We start from the raw sequence: 22,704 nt of genomic DNA, 5'->3' as shown, positions 1-22,704 counted from the left end.
CCACTGTGGCATAGGCTGCCACCTGGCGATTCAAGAGAGGGATGAAAATCCGAGAAACAAGATGGGATGGTTCACTATCAGTGCGCAACGCGTCTGACCGTGATCCATCCCAAGGGAAGGCAATTACTGTTTGTTCTTGGCGAACTCGCCAGATTCTTTCTTCACGATGTCCTGGACCACATCGTCATACGCCGAGAACCAGTCAGTCTGGGGCACCCACTTGGCGCCGTCCCACATGTCGATGCGGGTTTTGCCGCCGCCGCCATGGTCTTTGGCGGTCACCGTCACGGGGGCGATCAGGCCTTCGGCATCAAAGTTTTTCAAGCTTTCCAGTCCGCGCTTCATTTTGTCAGGGTTGAGGGGCCAGCCACTTTGTTTGATGGCTAGGCGAGCGCCTTCGAAAACGCTGGCATAGATGGCCAGACCGGTGTTGTAGTAAACATCGTTGAGATGCTTGCGGTCACCGCTGCCCTTGTTTTTCTCATACAGGTCCTTGATGATCTGCTGAATCAGCGGGTGGCTCTGTCCACCCGTCACGTTGGTGCCGCGCTTGAGGCCTTTTGCGTTTTCCAGACCAATGTTGGCAAGGTCAACTTCGTTGAGCCAATTGACGGAAATGTACTTGTCCATCGGGATGCCGTTGCGCTTCATTTCGCGCGAGGCGACGACGTGCATGCCGGCCAGGTTCCAGCTGATCACCCAGTCGGGGTTGTTGCGGCGGATCTGGGACCAAGCGGCGGCCTGGTCATTGCCCGGCATCGGGTTGGGAACCAACTGCAGGTCAAAGCCCTCTTTGGCCGCAAGTGTCGTCAACACGCCGATCGGTTCCTGCCCGAACGGATAGTCGGGGTAGATGAACGAAATCTTCACGCCCTTGAGGTTGTTGTTGGACTTGGTTTTGATGTAGTGGATATTGTTGGCCATTTGACCCCAGTAGGTGGGCCCAATGGGGAAAATCCACTTGAACACATCACCATCGACCGCATCGCCACGACCTACAAAGGATTGCACCATCACATTGCCATCCGCCATGGCGCGCGGCAGAACGGCGCGGGAAACCGGCGTGGACAGGAAATCAAAGGCAACGGCGCCTTCGCGTTTCATCTTTTCGTAGCACTCAATGCCACGCTGCGGCTCGTTGCCATGGTCTTGAACCAGTATCTCGATTGGGTGGCCTTCAATGCCGCCTTTCTGATTCAATATCTTGGCATAGTCATTCGCCGCCTGGGCAATTTGTGGCGTCACAAAGCCGTAGGATTTACTCAGGTCATAACAAAGCGCGAATTTGACGGGCTGGGCTGGTGCCTGCGCCTGCGCGGACTGCAGACCGGCCAGCGCCAATCCCAGGCCAGCAAGAATGGAAAGCTGTTTGATTTTCATGATGATGTTTCCTGTTTAGTTAGTACGGGGTGAAATGCAGTCTGTAGAAGGCACGCCGTACAGTCGTGCCCGAGGCCTGACCGAGGCGTATCGCTACTGCTTCGACTTGGCGAACTCCGCCGATTCCTTCTTGGCGCTTTCCTGGACTACATCGTCGTATGCGGAGAACCAGCCAGTCTCTGGCACCCACTTCGCGCCATCCCACATGTCGATGCGCGTCTTGCCGCCGCCGCCATGGTCCTTGGCCGTCACAGTTACAGGGGCGATGAGGCCGTTAGCGTCGAAGTTGCGCAGGCTCTCCAGCCCGCGCTTCATCTTGTCGGATGTCAGAGGCCAGCCATACTGCTTGATTGCCAGACGCGCGCCTTCGAAAACAGGAGCGTAGGTGGCCAGCCCAGTGTTGTAGAAGATGTCATTGGTATGCTTGCGGTCGCCGTTGCCCTTTCCCTTGTCATACAGATCCTTCAGGATCTGCTGGATCAGCGGGTGCTCCTGACCGCCCACCACATTAGTGCCGCGCTTGATGCCCTTGGCTGCGTCGGCGCCAATGTTCGCGATGTCCACTTCGTTGAACCAATTGACGGCGATGTACTTGTCCATCGGCATGGCGTTGCGTTTCATTTCGCGCGAGGCAACGACGTGCATGTTGCCCAGATTCCAGCTGATGACCCAATCGGGGTTGAAGCGGCGGATCTGGGACCACGCCCCTGACTGATTGTTACCAGGCAGCGGGTTCGGGAACAATTGGAGGTCGAAGCCTTCCTTGGCCGCGAGTGTCTTCAACACGCCGATGGGTTCCAACCCAAACGCGGTGTCCAGGTAAAAGAATGCGATCTTCACCCCCTTGAGGTTGTTGTTCGACTTGGACTTGATGTACTGGATGTTATTGGCTGCTTGGCTCCAATAGGTGGGCCCGATGGGGAATATCCACTTGAACACATCGCCGTCGACTGCATCGCTGCGGCCAGTAAAGGATGAAATCATCACATTGTTGTCCTGCATTGCGCGCGGCAGCAGCGCGCGCCCGACCGGCGTGGAAAAGAAGTCGAAGGTGATCGCACCCTCGCGCTTCATCTTTTCATAGCACTCGATGCCCCGCTGCGGTTCGTTGCCATGGTCTTGAACCAGAATCTCGACCTGATGGCCTTCGATGCCGCCTTTCTGGTTGAGTATCTGCGCATAGTCGCGCGCGGCCTGGGCAACTTGCGGTACGGCGAAGGCGTAAACCTTGCTCAGGTCGTAACATAGCGCAAATTTAATCGGTTCGGTCTGGGCTTGGGCCAGCGCGGGCTGGACGTTGGACATCGCCATCCCCACGCCAGCAAGAATTGAAAGCAGTTTGATTTTCATGGTGATGTCTCCTGTTTAGCTAGCACGGGGTGAAATGCAGTCTGTAGTAGGAATGCCGGTCGTGCCCAAGACTTAATGCGAGAGCTCGACGCGATGTGGAGGTGTCCATGCTACGAGAAACTAGTTTCAGGTGAGCCAGCGTTTGCGCCGACTATAGTGTTTGATGTCATGGAAGCTTCGCCCTTCGGTGCCTCCTAGATAGAACTCCTGGATGTCCGGGTTTTTCTTCATGGCTTCTGCGCTGTCATGCATCACCACGCGTCCGTTCTCGATCAGATAGCCATGCGAGACGACCTCTAAAGCTGCAATTGCGTTTTGTTCCACCAGCAGAACGGACAGGCCTTCTTCCTTGTTGATGCGCCGAACAATGTCGAAAATCTCGGCCACCAGAAAAGGCGCGAGACCAAGACTCGGCTCGTCAAGCATCAGCAGCTTGGGTTGCGTCATCAAGGCACGGCCAATGGCCAGCATCTGCTGCTCGCCGCCTGACAGGTAGCCGGACTGCGCGGTGCGCCGCTGATGCAAGCGCGGGAAATAGCTGTAAACCATATCCTTGTTACGCAGCATGTCTTGGCGGGTGCCACGAACCGCCGAGGCCGCCACCAGGTTTTCGTCAGGCGTCATGTGTTCGAACACACGCCGCCCTTCCAGCACATGCACGATACCGAGCTTGACGCGCTCCTGCGGCGCCAGTGCATCGATGTTCTGACCCAGGAATTGCACCTCACCGCGGGTTACCAGGCCGCGCTCAGGGCGCAGCAGGCCGCTGATCGACTTCAGCGTCGTGCTTTTGCCAGCGCCGTTGGCGCCCAGCAGTGCCACCATGGCGCCTTGCGGCACATCGATCGAAACGCCCTTGATGGCGAGCGATACATGATCGTAGATGACCTCGACATTGTTCAGTGACAATATCAATGCAGGTTCCGCAGTCTGGTTTTGCATCAGCGTTGGGTTGGAAGTCAAGTTGTCAGTCGCCATGATGTCGTTTTTACTTTCGGGCGTAGCCGAAGGGCCAGACCAGCAGGTAGTTGCGCAGATTGGTGTACATCTTGCCCAGCCCCATAGGCTCAACCAGCAGGAAAATAATGATCAGCGCGCCATAAACCGCATGTGGAATGTGGGCCAGCGTTTCGATCCCGAGCGAGATGCCCAGGAGCTGCGCCAGCCAGCCGATCAGACTGTTCATCAGGCCGGGCATCAACAGAATGAAGGCGGCCCCAAAATAGCTGCCGATGATGCTGCCCAGTCCGCCGACGATCACCATGGCCAGCAACTCGATGGAGACATTGACGGCAAATTGCTCCGGTGTGGCTGCTCGGTAGAAGGTGAAGATCAGGATGGCGCCGCTGATGCCGCCAATGAAGGACGAGGTGGCGAACGCCACCAGCTTGTAATACAGGCTGTGCACGCCAATGACCGCCGCAGCGAAGTCCTTTTCACGCACCGCAATGAGCGCGCGGCCAAGCCCGGTGCGGCGCAAGTTGAGCATGAACACGGTGACGATCAGGCACCAGCCCAGCGCCACGTAATAGAGTCCGGTATCCGAGGTGATGGCCTGGCCGAGCAGGCTGATGTCAGGTGCCTGCAGTGTGGCCTGGGTGCCGCCGCTGATGGCCGGCACGTGGGAGATCACCCAGTCCATCACGAACTGCAGGGCCAGCGTGCTGAGCGCCAGATACAGGCCTTTCACGCGCAGCGCCGCGAAAGCGAAAACGATGCCGATCACAGCGGCCATCACGCCGCCGAGCACCATCGCGATCTCCCAGGGAATGCCGTTGCGTACGCCGTGCACCGCCGTGTAGGCGCCGATGCCCATGATGGCGGCATAGCCGAAGTGGAACTGTCCGGTCCAGCCCAGGATCAGGTTCAAGCCGAGCACGGCCGCAGTCCACACCAGCCACGGTAACAACTGGGTGCTGAGGACGAGCGTGCTCATGGTGAATGGCGCAGTTAACGCAAAGGCCAGCAACAAGCCGATCATCCAGCGATCCGCGGGGAGCGGAAAAAGCGAGCGCGCGTTGGCGTAATTGGTATGGAAAATTCCTGATTGACGAAATAGCATGACCTTCAGATCCTTTCAATGTCGTGGCGCCCGAACAGGCCATGCGGCCGAATCAGGATGGTCAGAATCAGTATTGTGGCAACCACCAGGTCGCGGCTACCACCGCCAACCAAGGGGTCGAGATAGCCAGATGCAACGCCTTCAAGAAGGCCCAGCAGCAAGCCGGCCAGAATGGCGCCGCCGATGCTGTCAAGACCGCCCAAAACGGCGACGGTCAAGCCCTTGAGCAAAAGCAGCGCCAGCGCCTGGCTGACCCCTTGAACCGAGCCCCACAACACGCCGGCCGTGGTGGCCAGAACAGAGGACATGGCCCAGGAAAACGCCACCCCGCGTTCAACCGAAATACCGATCGACCACGATGCGATGTAATCGTCGGAGATGGCGCGCAGAACAATGCCCCTGCGCGTGCGAAAGAAGAACATCAAGACCAAAAACAGCGCGATGGCCACCACGGCGCCGACCACATAAGCCCGACTGAGCAGCACCGGCCCCAGAAACAGCGGGTCGTCGCTGATGCCAATGGACAGCGGAAGGCCAGAGCCGCCCCAGATGGCCATTGTTGTCGCGCGTATAAAGATGTCCAGCCCCAGTGTCATCATCAGGATCATGATGATGGGGCGGCCCGCCAGCCGGCGCAACGCCACCCGCTCGATGCCCATTCCGACAAAGAACATCGTTCCCATGGCCAGCGGGATGGCGACCCACATCGACACGCCCAATCCATTGGCGATGGCCAGCACGACATAGGCACCCAGCATGGTCATCGCACCTTGCGCCAGGTTAGGCACCGAGGATGACTTGTAGATGATCACGATGCCCATGGCGACCAGTGAATACATGAGCCCCGACAGCGCGCCATTGATGGCCAATTCGGCAAACAGTGAAAAATCCATAATTTAAATCTCCTGCACCGAGAGTTGGCGCTCGATGGTGCCGACTTCACCGGATTCATACGTGATCTGCGCCTTCATCGTGACCGTCTGCTGGCCGCCGTAGATCGCATCAATGATGGGCGCATAACGCTCCTCGACCACGTTGCGGCGCAGCTTGCGGGTTCGCGTGACCTCTCCGTCGTCGGGGTCGAACTCCTTGTGTAAGGACACGAAGTGATGCAGTTTCAACCCGTCTGGCAGGATGCTGTTGACGCGCTTGACCGCTGCCGTGACCAGTTCGATCACCTCGGGTTTTTGCGACAGGTCGGCATAGGACATGTAGGAAATGCCCCGTACCTCAGCCCAATGGCCCACCGGCTCCATGTCGATGCAGATGATGGCCGCCAGCGTGTCGCGGCCGCTCCCGAGCACGGCCACATCCTTGATGTACGGACTGAATTTGAGGCGGTTCTCAATGTAGTTCGGAATGTAGCGTTCGCCTTTGGAGGTATACACCACCTCCGACAACCGTCCGAGCACCACCATGTGTCCATCAGGCTCGATATAACCTGCATCGCCCGTGTACAGCCAGCCGTCCTCAAGTGCTTCACGGGTGGCATTTTCAAGTTTGTAGTAACCGGAAAACACGCTCCCGGAGCGAATCAAGACCTCTCCGTTGTCGCCGATCTTGACTTCCACACCGGGCAGCGGTTTGCCGACCGTGTGCAGGCGTACTTCTTCGGTGTCCTGCAAGGCAGTGAAGGCGCTGCTTTCAGTTTGACCATAAAACTGTCGCAATTTCACGCCCAGTGCGCGGTAAAAAACAAAAGTGTCTTCGCCAATGGCCTCGCCGCCGGTGAAAGCACCTCGCAGGCGGGTGAGGCCCAACTGGTCCTTGATCGGTCCGAAGATCAACCACTCTCCCAGTTGCCGCATCAGACGCTCTGTCAGGCTGGGCTGTTTTCCCTCGAGCTTGCGTCGTTCGGACGCCAGCGCCGAGTTCATGAAAACATCGTAGAGCCATTTCTTGAGCGGCGTCGAATCCTCCATGCGAACCTGGATGGTGGTCAGCATGTTGTCCCAGCTGCGGGGTGCGGCCAGATAGAAAGTGGGAGCCACCTCGCGCAGGTCGTGCAGCACCGTTTCCTGGCGTTCGGGGATATTGATGGTGAAGTGCAGCGCAACACCGGCGCCGACCGTGATGGCAAAGTCGCCCACCCAGGCCATGGGCAGATAGGCGAGGATGGTCTCGCCAAATGTGAAGGCGCCCCCGCGATGGGCGTTACGCACCCCCGCGAGGAAATTGCGGTGGCTCAGTACCACCCCCTTCGGCTTGCCCGTGGTCCCCGACGAGTGCACGAACACCGCCGGTCCGTCGGGCAGCGCCCGTTCGATCAAGGCATTTCGCAGTTTCGGCTCGGCACGCAAGCGATCTGCACCGATGGCCTGCAACTTTTCCCACGAAATCAGTCCGGGATTCGAATAGTTGGTCAAGCCGCGTGGCTCGTCGTAAATGATGTTCTTGATCGTTGCACCCTGATCGCCCAGATCAAGCACCTTGTCGACTTGCTCCTGGTCTTCGGCCAGGACAAAGCGGACATGCGTCTCATGCATGAAGTGACGGATTTCGTCGGGTGTTGCAGTAGAGTAGACGGGCATCGCGTAGCCGCCCAGCACGCCGGCCGCGAGCATGCCCATGTAGAGCCGGGGTCGGTTGTCGCCCAGGACCAGCAAGGCATCCTCTGCGCTAAAACCCAGGCTTTCCATGCCGGCCGCGTAGGCGAGCGTGGTGTCCAGCATCTGCGACCAGGTGGTCTCCTGCCATATTCCCAGGTGCTTTTCGCGCATGGCCACGCGATTGCCCAGTAACTCGGCGTTGCGAGCCAGAATGTGGATGAGGGTGGTGTCGGTGCCCATATCCCATGTGGTGTTGCTGCCCTTGGCAGCATCGGTTTCAGTGCTTTGCATGCGCACCCCCCAGGTAGGCCTTGATCACACGTTCATCCTTCATCACGTCGGCAGGAATACCGGTTCCGATGGTTTCACCATAGCTGAGCACCATCATGCGGTCGCAGATACCGGTGATCACATCCATGTGGTGCTCGATCAGCAGCACAGTGACATTGCGCTCGGCACGCGCATCGAGGATAAAACGGGCCATGTATTCCTTTTCCTCCTGGTTCATGCCAGCCATCGGTTCGTCAAGAACCAGAAAGCTGGGTTCGGCCACCAACGCGCGTGCCAGTTCGACGCGCTTTTTCAGCCCGATCGGAATGCTGTCCACCAGCTCGTCGCGCACGCTCTGCAGCTGCAGGAAATCGATAATCTCTTCGACCTTGAGCCGGCTCGCCATCTCATCCTTACGACCCAGCCACCAGTAGAGGGCGGTTTTTGCCACGCCGGGCTTCATGTGGATGTGACGCCCCAGCAGGATGTTGTCAAGCACGCTCATGCCGTTGAAGAGCGCCAGGTTCTGGAACGTGCGCGCGACGCCCAGAGCTGCGACCTTGTGCGGCGCCATGCCGGTGATGTCGCGGCCATTGAGCCATATGCTGCCTACCTGGGGTGGAAAGAAGCCGGTGATGGCGTTGGTCATGGTCGTCTTGCCGCTGCCGTTGGGGCCGACCAAGCCGAAGATCTCCCCACGCTCAATGCGCAAATTGGCATCCTTCAACGCGACGAGGCCGCCGAATCGCCGCTCCAGCCCTCGGCATTCGAGGGCGGGCACTGCCGCCGCGTTGCTGGCTTTCATCGGAGTTGGCCGCTGCTCTTTGGTACTGATGGTGTTTATCACTGAGGGTGCCTATGACATAGCACGGTCGACCACCTGCCTGTGCGCAGCTTGCCGATCCGATTTTCTGTTCTGCATAAAGGCTTTCATTTTCTCACCTAACATTAGTTAGGTATATGGGGTTTCCCCTTGTCTCTGGCAGGCAGAGTTCATGTCGCAACGTGTTCTACGATGCTTCCCCGTGCGATCAGGGCATCAATGGTGGCGGCGCCGTAGCCGTGCTCCGTCAGCAGCTCACGTGTGTGTTGGCCGAAGCGCGGCGGCGCGCTGTGGGCGCGCCCCGGTGTGCGTGACAGCTTGACCGGGATGCCGATGCCAGGCACACCCTCGACCTGCACCACCATGTCCCGATGCAGGGTGTGGGGGTCCGTCAATACCTGCGGAATGGCCCTGACGGCGCCGGCCGGAATACCGGCGGCCAGTAGGTCACGGCACAGCTGTTCGCCATCCACCTCTTGCAACTGCGCCTCTAGCAAGGCGCGCAGTTCGTCGCGATGGCGAAAACGCTCGGCGTTGGTGGCAAAGCGCGGCTCGCTGGCCATGTCGGGATGGCCGAGGAACTCGCACAGTTTTTTCCACTGCCCGTTGTTGCCGATGCCCAGGAAGACCTCGCAGGTCCGGGTCGGAAACTTGTCGTAGGGCACGATGTTGGAGTGCGCATTGCCGCTGAGCCTGGGTGTCTGGCCCGACTGCAACCAGTTTGCACTTTGCGGATGCAGCAGCGACACGGCGGTGTCGTACAGCGTGGCCTCGACGAACTGCCCGCGCCCGGAGCGCTGCCGCTCGATCACCGCCAGTAGCACCCCTATCACGGCCGACAGGCCGGTGGTGATGTCGACCACCGGGACACCGACCCGCAGCGGGCCGGTGTCCGGCGTGCCGTTGACGCTCATCAGGCCGCCCAGTGCCTGTGCCACCGCGTCGTAGCCAGGCGCGCCGCCGAGCGGCCCATCGGCGCCGAAGCCGCTGACCCGGCAGTGGATCAGGCGCGGGAAGCGCTCGCGCAGCGTCTGTTCATAGCCGATGCCCCAGCGCTCCAGCGTGCCGATCTTGAAGTTCTCGATCAGCACGTCAGCGTCTGCCAGCATCTTGAGCACAATCTCGCGCCCTTCGGGCTTGGACAGGTCGATCACGATGTCGCGCTTGTTGCGGTTCAGGCCGTTGTAGTAGGCCGCCGTGCCGTCGTCGGCAAAGGGTGGGCCCCAGGCGCGGGTCTCGTCGCCAGCGGGCGGCTCGACCTTGATGACCTGCGCGCCGTGGTCGGCCAAAATCTGTCCGCAGTACGGGCCACCGAGCACGCGTGAGAGGTCAATCACCTTCAGGCCGGCCAGGGCACCAAAGGCGGGCAGGGGAGCGTTGTTACCCATGGTGGCCTGTCAATAGGAGCGCGGCAGGCCCATCACATGCTCCGCGATGTAGTTCAACACCAGCTCGCGGTTCAACGGGGCCGTGCGCAGCAACCGCACCAGACCGTACAGGTCGTAAATGCCGTATTCCTTGGTGAAACCGTTGCCGCCATGGGTCTGGATCGCCGCGTCAACGGCGTGGATGCCGGCTTCGGCACCCGCGTACTTGGCGATGTTGGAAAACTCCCCGGCAGGCAGGCCCTGGTCGAAGGCCCAGGCGGCCTTTAGCGCCATCAGTGAGGCCATCTCGATCTCGCAGCGGGCAATCGCCAGCGGGTGCTGCACGCCCTGGTAGGCGCCGATGGGGGTGTTGTTGAACACCTTGCGGTCGTTGGCATAGGCCACGGCCTTCTTCAAGGCAAAGCGTCCGACGCCGGTACACAAGCCCGACAGGATGATGCGCTCGGGGTTGAGCGTGTCGAACAGGATGTTGAAGCCTTTGCCGACTTCGCCCAGCACATCGGCCTCGGTGAGCTCCACGTTGTCAAAGAACAGCTGCCACTGCGTTTCTGGCACCGGGAAGGCAATCGGAATCAGTGTCTTGCTGATGCCTTTTTTCTTCATGTCGACCATGAAGATGGTGAAGCCGTCGGTCTTTTTCTTCACGTCAGCGCGCGCTGTGGTGCGGGTCACGACCATGGCGTAGTCGGCGCAGTTGGCGTCGGTGATGTAGACCTTCTGGCCGTTGAGCTTGAAGCCGCCCTGGCCATCGGGCTTGGCGATGCTGGTGATCTCGATCGAGTTGGAGCCGGCGTTCGGTTCGGTGATGGCGAAGCAGAACTTGATGTCGCCGGAGCAGCCGCCCGGCAGAAAGCGGCGCTTCATGTCCTCGCTGGCGTGCTTGGCCAGCAGACCCATGGTCATGGTCGGGCCGACCACCAGGTTCAGCAGCGGAATGCCGTTGTTGGCCAGTCCCTCCATGAACAGCAGCATCTCGGTCATGCCCTGGCCGGCACCGCCATAGGCCTCGGGCACCATGATGCCGAGAAAACCGTCGTTGGTGATCTGCTGGTACAGCTCGGTGGGGCGCTCGTTCTTGTCGGCGTAGCCGCGCCAGTAATTGTGGTCGAACTGCTTCGAGATACGGTCGCCGTACTCGTAGATCATCCGTTGTTCTTGGGTCAGTGCGAAATCCATGGGGTGTTCTCCTGTGTGGTGGGGCGTTTTGGCTCCTTCCCCCAGCGGGAGAAGGAGCGAACTCAATCAGACCTGGGCCGAGGGGAACTTGGGCGCGCGCTTCTCGCGCACCGAGGCCACGCCCTCCTTGGCGTCTTCGCCCAGGAAGCACAGCATTTCCATCGCCAGCGAGCTCTCGAAGATCGGGCGCGCCACGTTCATCCAGCCGTTGAGCGAGCGCTTGGTGAAGCGGATCGCCTGCTGGCTGCCATTGGCCAGTTTGTTGGCCACGGCCATGGCCTTGTCCATCAGCTCGGCGCGCGGCACGCACAGGCTGACCAGACCGATGCGCTCGGCTTCCTTGCCGTTCACGAACTCGGCCGTCATCAGGTAGTACTTGGCCTTGGCCATGCCGCACAGCAGCGGCCACAGAATGGCTGCGTGGTCGCCGGCGGCGACGCCGATCTTGACATGGCCGTCGGTAATCTTGGCCTCCTCGGCCATGATGCTGATGTCGGCCAGGAAGGCGACTGCCAGACCGGCACCGACGGCCACGCCGTTGATGGCCGAGATGATGGGCTTGTCGCAGGCCATCATGTTGTAGACCACGTCCGAAGCCTCGGTCATGGTGTTGGCGATTTCCTTCGGGTTGCCGACCATGCCGGCCACCCATTCCAGGTCGCCGCCGGCCGAGAAGGCCTGGTCGCCCGCGCCGGTGATGACCGCCACCTTGGTCTTGGCATCGTCAGTGACCACGCCCCAGATCTTGGTCAGCTCCCAGTGCAGCCGGCCATTGGTGGCATTCATGACCTCGGGGCGGTTGATGGTGATGACCAGCACGCCGTTGGGCTTGTGGTCGAACTTGAGGAATTGAAAGTCAGCGTAGTTCATGTTGAGGCTCCTTGAAAAAAATTGAAAACGAAAATGAAAGGCAAAGGACGGTCAGCGCAGCTCGGCGCGTCCGTTGTTCAGCACGACGATGTCGCGTTCGACGGCGCGGGCGCGAAAGGAAACGACCTTGCCATCCACCCAGAGCTCGGTGCGTATCGTTTCGCCGGGGTAAACGGGTGACGAAAAACGCACATCCAGCGACTGCAGGGCGCTCGGGTCGCCGCCGCAGACGCGCTGGGTGAGTGCCCAGCCGGCGATGCCGTAGGTGGCCAGGCCGTGCAGGATGGGCTGCTTGAAACCAGCGGCGCTTGCCACCGCGGGTTCGGCGTGCAGCGGGTTGTAGTCGCCCGAGAGGCGGTAGATCAGCGCGGCACGCGGCTGGGTGGCGAAATCGTCGCTGTGATCAGGCGCGCGCGTGGGCAGCTCATGCACGGTTTTGACCGGCCCGGCCGGGCCGCCAAAGCCACCGTCGGCGCGGCAGAAGGTGGTCGAGGTCAGCGTGGCCAGCAGTTCGCCGCTGGTGGCGTCCGTCACCGTGCGCTCGGTGTAGATCAGAGCCCCCTTGTCCGGCCCCTTGTCGATGATCTGGCTCACCCGCGTGCGCCCGATCACTTCACCCTCGGGCGGCACCGGCCGGTGCAGGCGCAAGCCCTGTTCGCCATGCACCAGCCGCACCCAGTCAACGCCGGTGGCCGGGTCCTTGAGCCACATGCCGGGATAGCCCAGCACCACCGGCAGCGTGGGCAGCGCCAGCAGGTTCTTTTCATAGACAAAGCGCAGCTCGGTCTCGTTGGTCGGGTCGGTGCCCAGGCCCACGCCCAGTGCGTAGAGCATGGTGTCGCGCTGGGTGTAGCGATGGCGAACGTCCTCGAACGGCCATGCCATCAGTTTCTCGTAGTTGATCGCCATGGCAGATGACGTCAGACGGGATCCCAGGAGAACACGATGTTCGAGCTCTCCAGCGGATAGAAGTTCTGCTTCATGGCGGGCAACACGCGCTCGGCGATGGTCTTGGGTGTCCAGCCCTCGGCGGTGTGCATGCCGCGGATCGGGCGCGACTGGCTCATGAGGAAAATCTCGTTGCCGCGCACGGCGAAGATCTGGGCCGTGACGTCGGCTGCGGCATCGCTGGCCAGGAAGGTGGCCATGGGCGCAATCTGCTCGGTACCGAGTTTTTTTAGTTTTTCCACGCGTGCCTGCTGCTCGGGTGTGTCGGTGGGGATGGCGCCGATCATGCGGCTCCAGGCGAACGGCGAGATGCAGTTGGAACGCACGTTGTAGCGTTGCATGTCGCCGGCGATGTGGCGCGACATGGCCACGATGCCCAGCTTGGCAGCGGCGTAGTTGGCCTGGCCCAGGTTGCCGATCAGGCCGGACGTGGAAGTCATGTGCACATAGGCACCCGACTTCTGCGTCTTGAAGTGCGGGGCGGCGGCGCGCGAAGTGAAGAAGCTGCCGTTGAGGTGCACGTCGATGACGGCGCTCCACTCCTCGGGCGACATGTTGAAGAACAGGCGGTCGCGCAGGATGCCGGCGTTGTTGACGACGATGTCGATGCGCCCGAAGGTGTCGGCCGCGCATTCGATGATGCGGTTGGCCGTGGGCCAGGTCGAGACGCTGTCGGTGCTGAGAACGGCCTGGCCGCCAGCGGCCTTGATCTCGTTGACCACCTGCTGGCCGTGGCTGGCGTCATTGCCTTCGCCGCCGACCGAGGCGCCGATGTCGTTGACCACCACCTTGGCGCCTTGCGCCGCCATCATCAGTGCGATGTCGCGGCCGATGCCCCGGCCCGCGCCGGTGACCACGGCGACTTTGTCTTGCAGCATGTTGCCCTTGCTCATGAAATGACTCCTGGTTGTTGATTTGAAAAATCAGACGGTGGCGGCCGTGCCCAGCAGGGCCGTCACCTGGCTGGAGAGAACGCCGCCGTTGCCGTGACACAGGGCGATCTCTGCGCCCGGTACCTGGCGGTCGCCGGCCTCGGCGCGCAGTTGCTGCACGGCCTCGATCAGCAGGAACATGCCGTACATGCCAGGGTGACAGCACGACAGACCGCCGCCATTGGTATTGACCGGCAAATCGCCCCCCGGTGCGATGCGCCCGTTGCGCACGAAAGCGCCACCTTCTCCCTTGGCGCAAAAGCCCAGGTCTTCGAGGAACAGCAGCGTGTTGATGGTGAAGGCGTCGTACAACCCCAGCACGTCCACGTCCTTCGGTGCCAGACCGGCCATGGCAAAGGCGCGCGGCCCGGACTCGGCGGCTGCGGTGACAGTCAGGTCGGGCATGGAGCCGATCTGGCGGTGCCAGGTGGCCGCAGCCGTGCCTAGGACATAGACCGGCGGTTTGGGAAAGTCGCGTGCCCGCTCGCTGCGCACCAGCACCAGGGCGCCGCCGCCGTCGGTGACCAGGCAGCAATCGAGCACCGACAGCGGATCGCTCACCAGCCGCGAAGCCAGCACCTGTCCGATGCTGAGTGGATCTCGCGTGTGGGCCAGCGGATTGAGTTGTGCCCACTGGCGCGCTGCCACCGCGATGTGCGCCAGGTCCTCGCGCGTGGTGCCGTATTGGTGCATGTGGCGCGCTGCGGCCAGGGCGTAGCTGGAGATCGGGTAGCGTGGCTCGTATGGCGCCTCGTACAAGGGCGTTTCGGCCATCGACTTGAGCTTGCCGAAGCCCGAGCCCTGGTTGCTGCCGTAGCAAATGAGCGCCGCGTCGCACTGGCCGGTGTGCAGCGCCATGGCCGCAGTGAGCAGGTGGCCCACATAAGACGAGCCGCCGACCATCGTGGCTTCGCAGAACTTGGGATGGATACCCAGATATTCGGCCACCGATAAACCTGCAAGGAAGTGATAGGACGAGCCGGTGAACAGGCCATCGACATCGGACAGCTTCAAGCCTGCATCGGCCAGCGCGCCGTGCACCGCTTCGCCCAGAATTTCGAGCGCGCTGCGACCGGGGGCCATGGGCACGCCGCCCAGGCTGGCACCCACGATGGCGGCCGCGCCGCGCAGGGGAGAGATGGTGCTCATGGAGGACCTTCGTGCTGCGCACTGCGGTGCGAGCTTGCTTGGGAACGGCCCGACGCGGCGCTCATGGTGTGGCGCCCTCGGGGATGAAGACCAGCAACTTGCCCTTGGCAGGATCGTCGATCACGCGCGCCTGCACCCGCATGCCGATGCGCACCTGGTCGGGTGCAATGCCATCGATGCGCGACATCAGCCGCGGCCCTTCGGCTAGGTCCACCAGCGCCACGTTGTAGTCGCCACCGGCTTGCGGCTTGCGGCGCACCGTGGTGCTGGAATAGACGCAGCCGACCCCGCTGGGTTCAATCCAGTCGAGCTGGGCCGAGCCGCAATGGGTGCACAGCGCGCGCGGATAAAACACATGCTGACCGCAGGCGCTGCAACATTGGATTTTAAAGCGACCTTGCGCCAACCCTTGCGCGAACAGCGCGTCCGGGCCGCAGCCGTCAAATGCCGGATAGCCCGATGCGCTCATGACGGCAACTTCAGCACGCTGGAAGCCAGGATGTTGCGTTGCACTTCGTTGCTGCCGCCGTAGATGGTGGCCGGGCGCGCATTGTAGAAGGTGGTCAACGCATCGGTTTTGCCACCGGGCAGGGCTGTGGAGCCGGGCGTGCCGCCACTCGATCCCATGACATCGACCAGCAGGTCGGCCAGCCGCGAATAGGTTTCGGTGGCGAACAGCTTGAGCATCGAGACATCGGGTCCCAGGGTTTCGCCGCGCTTGACTTGATCGATGAAACGGCCATAGAGCGCGCCCAGGTCGGACACGTCCAGCGCCAGCTTGGTGTAGCGGTCCACGAAGCCGGTGTCTTCGAACAGGCCGAGGCGCTGCGCGGCTTCCTGCACGCGCGCCAGCGCGTACTGGCTTTGTTTGGGGCTGCCCAGGAAGATGCGCTCGAATCCGAGCAGCGCCTTGGCGATGGTCCAGCCCTTGTTAAGCTCGCCGACGATGCTGGTGCGCGGCACGCGCACGTTTTCCAGGAAGACCTCGCAGAAGTCTTCGCTGCCCGCGATGTTGCGGATGGGGCGCACCGTGATGCCCGGCGTGTTCATGTCGACCAGCAAAAAGCTGATGCCTTCCTGCTTCTTGGCCGATTTGTCGGTGCGCACCAGCAGGAAAAAGTGGGTGGCGTCCTGTGCCAGCGTGGTCCAGGTCTTTTGCCCGTTGACGATAAAATCGTTGCCATCGACCACCGCCTCGGTGCGCAGACTGGCCAGGTCGGAGCCCGAATTGGGTTCCGAGTAACCCTGGCACCAGATGTGCTCACCGGAAATGATCTTGGGCAGGTAGTAGGCGCGCTGGGCGTCGTTGCCATGGTTGATCAGCAGCGGGCCGACCATGGTGATGCCCATGTCGGGCGCGCGCGCCACGCCCCAGCGCTCCTGCTCTTCAATGAAGATGATGAGTTTCTCGGGTGAGAGTCCCATGCCGCCGTACTGCGTGGGCCAACTCGGCGCGACCCAGCCTTTTTCTGAAAGCCTCAGGTACCAAGGGCCGATTTCGGACCAGCGCAGGCGCCGTTGCGGGTAGCGCCATTCGCTGGGGAAATGTTCTTCAAAGAATTCGCGCAGTGTGGCGCGAAAGCTGGCGTTGTCGAACGCATTCCAGTCAGTGGAAGTGGAAGTGGAGGCGGTGGTGTTCATGCGTGCTCCTGCGCGGTGGCGTTTTGGGTGAGGTTGGCGTAGCGGCGGCGCTGCTGGTTGCCATTGCCCAGCCAGGCGGCCAACACCAGAGCACGCTGCAGATACAGGCCCAGGTCGTATTCGTCGGTGACGCCGATGGCGCCGTGCAGTTGCACCGCCTCCCGCGCCACCTGCAGCCCCGCATCCGACGCGCGCGACTTGACGCGGCTTGCCAGGGCAGAGCGCGCGCTGGCGTCGGCGGCCGGGTCATCTAGCAGGGCCAGAGCCTGCGTCACCACGCTGGCAGTCAGTTCCTGCTGAATCAACAGGTCCACAGTGCGGTGCTGCAGTGACTGGAAGCTGCCTATCGGCTTGCCGAACTGGATCCGCGTTCGCAGGTAGTCTTGTGTCATGGTCAGCATGCTGCGCACAAGGGCCAGCAGTTCAACGCTGGCCAGTACCAGGGTTTCGTCGTAGGCGCGGGTCAGCGCGGCCGCGGCGGCGGCCCCTTCGGCCAGCAGGTGGCTGGCGGGCAGGCGAACGCTGTTCAAGTTGAGCTGTGCTGCATAGCTGCCGTCGGCCAGCGGCTGGCTCGACAGGGTAAGGCCGGATGCATCTGCCGGCACCCACACCAGGACCAGACCTTGTGGGTTGGTGGCGCTGACGATGTAGCCGTCGGCCCCGGCACCGGGGCGTACATGGCGCTTGTAGCCATGTATCAGCAGGGAGTCGCCCTGGCGCTCCAGCCGGGTCGCGGCCAGACCGGGCTGGTCTTTCGCGCCGGTTACATCTTCCTGCCAGGCCACGGCGGGTAGCGTGCGACCCTCGGCGAGTTCGGTCAAGAGACGCATCGATAGCTCGGTGGCACCCACATGGGACAGCAGCCGGCCGGCAAACACCAGCACCGGCACCACCGGTTCGGGCGCGACCTGAGAAGCCAGGGCGGCCGCCACCTCGGCCATCTCAGCGAAACCCTGGGCGTAGCCGCCCAATTGTTCGGGCACCAGCAGCCCGGTCCAGCCCTGCTCGGCCAGGGCGCTCCAGAAGCGGCGGTCGTAGCCCGGCACCTGTTGGCGCAGGGCGCGGGCACGGTTGAGTGGTGATTCTTTGGTGACGAAACTTAGCGCGCTTTCGCGCAGCATGGTCAGTTGTTCAGCGCGTTCGCTGTCGTGGGTGGTAGTCATGATGGGGTGGGTGCTGGCCTGGGTAAAAATTGGGTATTGCTGGCCTCAGCGGGAAGAAAATCGGTCGCGAGCTCGTGAATGTCAATAGGATTTAGGCAGGCCCAGCACCTTCTCAGCGATGAAGCACAGGATGAGTTGCGGGCTGATCGGCGCGATGCGCGGAATCATCATTTCGCGCAGATAACGCTCGACGTGGTATTCCTTGGCATAGCCATAGCCGCCCAGCGTGGCCATGGCGCGCTGGCAGGCGTTGAAACCAGCCTCGGCCGCCATGTACTTGGCAGCATTTGCGTCGGCGCCGCAGGGCAGGCTGTTGTCGTATTTCCAGGCCGCGCGCATCGCCATCATTTCAGCGGCCTCAAGCTCCATCCATGATTGCGCCAGCGGATGCTGGATAGACTGGTTCTGCCCGATGGGCCGGTCAAAGACCACGCGCTCGCGGGCGTACTTGACGGCTACCTGCAGCGCCGCCCGACCCAGGCCGACGGCCTCGCCCGCGATCAGCACCCGCTCCGGGTTCATGCCATGCAGGATGTACTCAAAGCCGCGGCCTTCTTCGCCGATGCGGTCTCCTACCGGCACGCGCAAGCCGTCGATGAAGAGTTCGTTCGAGTCGACCGATTTGCGTCCCATCTTTTCGATTTCGCGCACCTCGACAAAACTGCGGTCGAGGTCGGTGTAGAACAGGCTCAGGCCGAAGGTCGGTTTCTTGCAGTCCTCGATCGGAGTGGTGCGCGCCAGAATGAGCATCTTCTCTGCCACCTGGGCGGTCGATATCCAGACCTTCTGGCCAGACAGCACATAGTGGTCGCCTGCCCGTTCGGCGCGGGTTTTCAGACGGGTGGTGTTCAGGCCGGTGTTGGGCTCGGTGACGGCGAAGCAGGCCTTCTCCTTGCCCTGGATCAGCGGAGGCAGCATGCGGCGTTTCTGCTCCTCGTTGCCAAACACCGCCACGGGCTGCAAGCCGAAAATGTTCATGTGCACCGCCGATGCGCCAGACAGCCCCGCACCCGACTGTGAGATGGTCTGCATCATCACGGTCGCTTCACTGATGCCCAGTCCGACGCCGCCATATTCCTGTGGCAGACAAACGCCGAGCCAGCCGCCGTCGGCTAGAGCGCGGTGCAGCTCATGCGGAAAGCCGCCCAGCCGGTCCCGTTCGAGCCAGTAGCTGTCGTCAAAGCGAGCGCAGATTTTGCCGATTGCTTCGCGTATCGCTTCATGTTCCTGGTTGTGGGCGAAATCCATGGTGGTGTTCCAGTGGACTCAAATCGCCAGACCGAGGCGTGTGCCTTGGTCAATGGCGCGCAAGGCGTCGAGTTCGGCGGCCAGCTCGGCGCCGCCGATGACATCGGGCGCCAGGCCGAGCGCGCGCAATTCGGCGACCAGCGCGTTCTCGCTGTCCTGGCCGGCGCAAATCACGATGGTGTCCACGTTCAGCGTCTGCGGTACACCGTTGACGCGCAGGTGCAGCCCGGCGTCATCGATGTGTTCATAGACGCATCCTGGCAGCGTGCGCAGGCCGCGCCGCGCCAGCTCGGCCTTGAGTGCCCAGCCAGTGGACATACCCAGACTGCGTCCAGGCTTTTCAGGTTTTCTCTGCAACAGGGTGACTTCGCGTGGCGCGCTGATTGGCTGTGCCGGTTTGAGGCCACCCGCAGCTGCGGGCGAGGTATCGACGCCCCATTCAGCGTAAAACTGCTCAAGCGCCTGAGGCGCGTTGGCAGCATTACCCTCATGCTCGTCATGCAGCAGGAAGGTGGCTACATCGAAACCGATGCCACCGGCGCCGATCACCGCGACCCGGCGGCCTGCCTGCACCCGACCCGACAGCAGATCGGCATAGCTCATCACTTTCGGGTGAGCCATGCCCAGGAGCTGCGGCAGGCGCGGGCGCACGCCGGTGGCTATCACGATGCGGTCGTAGTGACCGGCAGCTAGAGATGGGGCATCCGCCCGGCTGTTGAGCCTGAGCGTCACGCCATGCCGAGCCACGCCTTGCCTGAAATAGCGCAACAGTTCGTTGAACTCCTGCTTGCCCGGCACGGCCCGGGCCAGGTTTAACTGGCCGCCAATCTCGGGTCCAGCCTCGAACAGGGTGACCGCATGACCGCGTTCCGCCGCAGTCAGCGCGCAGGCCAGTCCGGCCGCGCCGGCACCGATCACCGCCACCTTGCGCTGCATGGCCCGTGACGGCATCAGCGAGAACTCCAGCTCGCGCCCGGCGCGTGGATTGACCAGACAGGTGGCGGGGCGGTCGGCGAAGATGTAGTCGAGACAGGCTTGGTTGCAGGCGATGCAGGTGTTGATCTCATCGGCGCGGCCCTGCGCCGCCTTGCGTACGAAGTCGGCATCGGCCAGGAAGGGGCGCGCCATCGACACCATATCGGCGTCACCGCTGGCCAGGATTTCTTCGGCCAGATCGGGCGTGTTGATCCGGTTGGAGACGATGACAGGAATCGTCACTGCTTGTTTGATGCGGGCCGCTGCAAAGCGCCACGCCGCGCGCGGCACCACGTAGGCAATGGTCGGGATGCGCGCTTCGTGCCAGCCGATGCCTGTATTGAGGATGTCAGCGCCTGCGGCCTGCACCGCCTGGGCGAGCTGGATGATGTCGTCAGCCGGGGCACCGCCCTCGACCAGATCGAGCGCCGAAACCCGATACATGAGCAGAAACTGCGACCCCAGGCGTTCGCGCGTGCGCCGCACGATCTCCACCGGCAGGCGATGACGATTTTCCATGCTGCCGCCAAATTCGTCGCTGCGGTTGTTCGTGCGCGTGACGGTGAACTGGTTGAGCAGGTAGCCCTCCGAGCCCATGATCTCGACGCCGTCGAAGCCGGCGCGTTGCGCCAGTTCGGCACAGCGTACATAGTCTTCCACCGTTTGCCAGACTTCGGCCGTGCTCAAGGCGCGGGGCGCGCGGGAGTTGATCGGGGAGGGGATGTCAGAAGCGCCCACTGGCCTGGCGACTTTTGCGTAGCGCCCTGTGTGCAGGATTTGCAGAATGATCTTGCCGCCCTCGGCGTGCACCGCCTGAGGGATCGGTCTGAGCACATCGGCTTGTGCCGTCGTGATAAGCAGGGGACCCGTTTCATCCAGCAGGCCATCCTGGCAGGGGGCATAGCCGCCCGTGACAATCAGGCCCGCGCCGCCGCGTGCGCGCTCGGCATAGAACAGGGACAGCCGGTCGATCGACCGGTCCAGCGACTCCAGACGTGTGTGCATCGATCCCATCAGCGTTCGGTTGCGAAGGGTGTGCGCGCCTACCTTCAGGACGGAGAGTAGCGTCGGAAAGAAAACAGTGGCTTCGGTGGACATGGGGAACGCCTCTTTAAAAATCTAACTAACACCTGTTCGATGATATCATGCGACAACGACCAGCCATGCAATTGGCGAGCACCTCAAATTCTTCGTCCGGATTGACGGTGTGATGCAGGCGGCGATTTCGACAACAGTCAGTCAGGAGATTTACCCATGATGTTCGACGATGACCAGATTGCGCTGCGTGACGTGGCGCGCCGCTTTGCACGAGAGAAGCTCAGGCCCGATTACCAGAAGCGCGAATCGCAACCTGGCATCGACCGGGCCTTGTTCAAGGAAATGGGTTCGCTCGGTCTGATCGGTGTTGATCTGCCCGAGGAATATGGCGGCTTGGGCCTCAGTGGCGTCACGGCCGGCATGATCACCGAGGAAATTGCCTATGGTGACTTCAACGTCAGCTACATGCAGCTGCTCAGTTCGCTGATGGGCGCCATCATCCATGCCAATGCGTCCCCCGAGCTGGCGCGCACCTGGAACAGCCGGATCGTGGCGGGCGAGGCCATCGTCGCGCTGGGTCTGACCGAACCACGGGGCGGCTCGGATGCCGCCAATCTGCAACTCAAGGCGCGTCGCGTGGGCGACGAGTACGTGCTTTCCGGCGAGAAAACCTCCATCACTTTTGCCGACCAGGCCGATGCCATGGTGTTGTTCGCACGCACCGGAAAGCCCGAGGATGTCGCACGAGGCATCAGCGCCTTCCTGGTCGATCTGAATCAGCCCGGCGTGCAACGCACGCGCTTCAACGATGTTGGTAGCAAGATCATCGGCCGTGGTTCGGTGTTTTTCGACGATGTGCGGGTGCCGGTCGAGAACCGGCTGGGCGAGGAGGGCAAAGGCTTCACGCAGGTGATGCAGGGCTTTGACTTCAGCCGCATCCTGATCGCGCTGCAGTGCGTGGCCGCCGCGCAGGCCTCGATCGACGAAGCCTGGGAATACGTGAAGGAACGCCAGACCTTTGGCGCGCCGCTGGCGCAGTACCAGGGCGTGAGCTTTCCCCTTGTCGAGTTCGAGACCCTGATCGCCGCTTGCCGCCAGCTCTGCTACCACGGCCTGGCCCTGCGCGATGCCGGTCAGCCGCACACCGCGGAAGCGGCCATGGTCAAGTGGATGGGCCCCAAGACCGCTTTTGACGCGATTCACCAGTGCCTGCTGACCTTTGGGCACTATGGCTGGTCGATGGACCTGCCTCACCAGCAGCGCCTGCGCGACGTGATGGGCCTGGAAATCGGCGACGGAACGGCGCAAATCATGAAGCTGATCGTTGCCCGCGAGCGCGTGGGACGCGCCGCCGTGCAGTACGCCAAGGAGAGCAAGAAATGATTCAGACATCCCCAGTGGAGATCAGCCGTGCCGGCGCCGTTGGAATTATCGAGTTAGCCCGCCCCGAAAAATTCAATTGCCTGTCGATGTCCGTTCATGCGGCCATCGAGGCCGCCATCGACGGATTCGAGAAATCCGACTCCGGTGTGCGCGCCATTCTGATCCGGGCGCAAGGCAAGCACTTCTGCACCGGCGCCGATCTGGATGAGGTGAAGTCGCTGCGTGGCGATCCAGCCAGGCTCAAGCACTTCATCAGCTATGGTCACAGCGTGCTCAAGCGCCTGGAACGCAGCGATTTGCCGGTGGTGGCGGCCTGCCAGGGTCTGACCCTGGCCGGTGGCAGCGAACTGATGCTGGCC

General features: G+C 62.0%; 20 protein-coding genes. 2 read left to right on the top strand and 18 right to left on the bottom strand.

Annotated features, from left to right (window positions below):
• Positions 1 to 123: 123 nt before the first annotated feature.
• The 18 genes from KIT86_RS00100 to KIT86_RS00015 form a co-directional block, all read right to left on the bottom strand.
• Complete coding sequence (locus KIT86_RS00100; protein ID WP_056278244.1) at positions 124 to 1,380, bottom strand: ABC transporter substrate-binding protein; 1,257 nt, start codon at positions 1,378 to 1,380, stop codon at positions 124 to 126.
• Between the two features lie 93 nt (positions 1,381 to 1,473).
• Positions 1,474 to 2,730 (bottom strand): ABC transporter substrate-binding protein, encoded by a 1,257-nt coding sequence (locus tag KIT86_RS00095; protein ID WP_297393893.1) that lies wholly within the window; start codon positions 2,728 to 2,730, stop codon positions 1,474 to 1,476.
• Between the two features lie 126 nt (positions 2,731 to 2,856).
• Entirely contained in the window at positions 2,857 to 3,672 is an 816-nt protein-coding gene (locus KIT86_RS00090; RefSeq protein WP_056278241.1) for an ABC transporter ATP-binding protein, read from the bottom strand.
• A 46-nt stretch (positions 3,673 to 3,718) separates the two neighbouring features.
• Positions 3,719 to 4,792 carry a branched-chain amino acid ABC transporter permease gene (locus KIT86_RS00085; RefSeq protein WP_034694558.1) on the bottom strand — a complete coding sequence of 358 codons (1,074 nt, stop codon included), beginning with the start codon at positions 4,790 to 4,792 and terminating at the stop codon, positions 3,719 to 3,721.
• A 5-nt stretch (positions 4,793 to 4,797) separates the two neighbouring features.
• Complete coding sequence (locus KIT86_RS00080; RefSeq protein WP_056278238.1) at positions 4,798 to 5,685, bottom strand: branched-chain amino acid ABC transporter permease; 888 nt, start codon at positions 5,683 to 5,685, stop codon at positions 4,798 to 4,800.
• Positions 5,686 to 5,688: 3 nt separating this feature from the next.
• A complete protein-coding gene (locus KIT86_RS00075) occupies positions 5,689 to 7,632 on the bottom strand; it encodes a long-chain fatty acid--CoA ligase (protein ID WP_086124709.1) in 1,944 nt (647 codons plus the stop codon).
• A complete protein-coding gene (locus KIT86_RS00070) occupies positions 7,619 to 8,416 on the bottom strand; it encodes an ABC transporter ATP-binding protein (protein WP_008905462.1) in 798 nt (265 codons plus the stop codon). Before KIT86_RS00070 ends, KIT86_RS00075 begins: the two co-directional genes overlap by 14 nt.
• 188 nt (positions 8,417 to 8,604) lie before the next feature.
• Entirely contained in the window at positions 8,605 to 9,822 is a 1,218-nt protein-coding gene (locus KIT86_RS00065; RefSeq protein ID WP_297393880.1) for a CaiB/BaiF CoA-transferase family protein, read from the bottom strand.
• A gap of 9 nt (positions 9,823 to 9,831) precedes the next feature.
• The gene (locus tag KIT86_RS00060) at positions 9,832 to 10,998 is read right to left on the bottom strand and encodes an acyl-CoA dehydrogenase family protein (protein ID WP_297393877.1); all 1,167 of its coding nucleotides are present in this window, start codon (positions 10,996 to 10,998) and stop codon (positions 9,832 to 9,834) included.
• A gap of 66 nt (positions 10,999 to 11,064) precedes the next feature.
• Positions 11,065 to 11,868 carry an enoyl-CoA hydratase/isomerase family protein gene (locus KIT86_RS00055; protein ID WP_056278228.1) on the bottom strand — a complete coding sequence of 268 codons (804 nt, stop codon included), beginning with the start codon at positions 11,866 to 11,868 and terminating at the stop codon, positions 11,065 to 11,067.
• 51 nt (positions 11,869 to 11,919) lie between these two features.
• Positions 11,920 to 12,777: a MaoC/PaaZ C-terminal domain-containing protein gene (locus KIT86_RS00050; protein ID WP_008905466.1), complete on the bottom strand. Its 858-nt coding sequence runs from the start codon at positions 12,775 to 12,777 to the stop codon at positions 11,920 to 11,922.
• Between the two features lie 11 nt (positions 12,778 to 12,788).
• Positions 12,789 to 13,709 carry an SDR family oxidoreductase gene (locus tag KIT86_RS00045; RefSeq protein WP_297393868.1) on the bottom strand — a complete coding sequence of 307 codons (921 nt, stop codon included), beginning with the start codon at positions 13,707 to 13,709 and terminating at the stop codon, positions 12,789 to 12,791.
• Between the two features lie 30 nt (positions 13,710 to 13,739).
• A complete protein-coding gene (locus KIT86_RS00040; RefSeq protein WP_297393866.1) occupies positions 13,740 to 14,897 on the bottom strand; it encodes a thiolase in 1,158 nt (385 codons plus the stop codon).
• A 61-nt stretch (positions 14,898 to 14,958) separates the two neighbouring features.
• Positions 14,959 to 15,366 carry a Zn-ribbon domain-containing OB-fold protein gene (locus KIT86_RS00035; RefSeq protein ID WP_056278216.1) on the bottom strand — a complete coding sequence of 136 codons (408 nt, stop codon included), beginning with the start codon at positions 15,364 to 15,366 and terminating at the stop codon, positions 14,959 to 14,961.
• Positions 15,363 to 16,538, bottom strand: coding sequence for an acyl-CoA dehydrogenase family protein (locus tag KIT86_RS00030; protein WP_297393862.1), 1,176 nt, complete (start codon positions 16,536 to 16,538; stop codon positions 15,363 to 15,365). The genes KIT86_RS00035 and KIT86_RS00030 overlap by 4 nt, the downstream gene beginning before the upstream one ends.
• Positions 16,535 to 17,701, bottom strand: coding sequence for an acyl-CoA dehydrogenase family protein (locus KIT86_RS00025; protein ID WP_056278211.1), 1,167 nt, complete (start codon positions 17,699 to 17,701; stop codon positions 16,535 to 16,537). The genes KIT86_RS00030 and KIT86_RS00025 overlap by 4 nt, the downstream gene beginning before the upstream one ends.
• Before the next feature lie 81 nt (positions 17,702 to 17,782).
• The gene (locus KIT86_RS00020; protein WP_056278207.1) at positions 17,783 to 18,949 is read right to left on the bottom strand and encodes an acyl-CoA dehydrogenase family protein; all 1,167 of its coding nucleotides are present in this window, start codon (positions 18,947 to 18,949) and stop codon (positions 17,783 to 17,785) included.
• A gap of 18 nt (positions 18,950 to 18,967) precedes the next feature.
• Positions 18,968 to 21,022, bottom strand: a complete 2,055-nt coding sequence (locus KIT86_RS00015) for an NADPH-dependent 2,4-dienoyl-CoA reductase (RefSeq protein ID WP_069047284.1) — start codon at positions 21,020 to 21,022, stop codon at positions 18,968 to 18,970.
• A 156-nt stretch (positions 21,023 to 21,178) separates the two neighbouring features.
• Here KIT86_RS00015 and KIT86_RS00010 point away from each other — a divergent pair, with 156 nt between their 5' ends.
• A complete protein-coding gene (locus KIT86_RS00010) occupies positions 21,179 to 22,345 on the top strand; it encodes an acyl-CoA dehydrogenase family protein (protein WP_056278202.1) in 1,167 nt (388 codons plus the stop codon).
• On the top strand, positions 22,342 to 22,704 hold a 363-nt coding region (locus KIT86_RS00005; protein ID WP_297393852.1), incomplete at its 3' end, for an enoyl-CoA hydratase/isomerase family protein. The genes KIT86_RS00010 and KIT86_RS00005, both read left to right, overlap by 4 nt.

The organism is Hydrogenophaga sp. (assembly GCF_026125825.1).
In the GTDB taxonomy this organism is placed as follows: domain Bacteria; phylum Pseudomonadota; class Gammaproteobacteria; order Burkholderiales; family Burkholderiaceae_C; genus Hydrogenophaga.
This window is presented reverse-complemented; position numbering and strand designations above follow the sequence as displayed.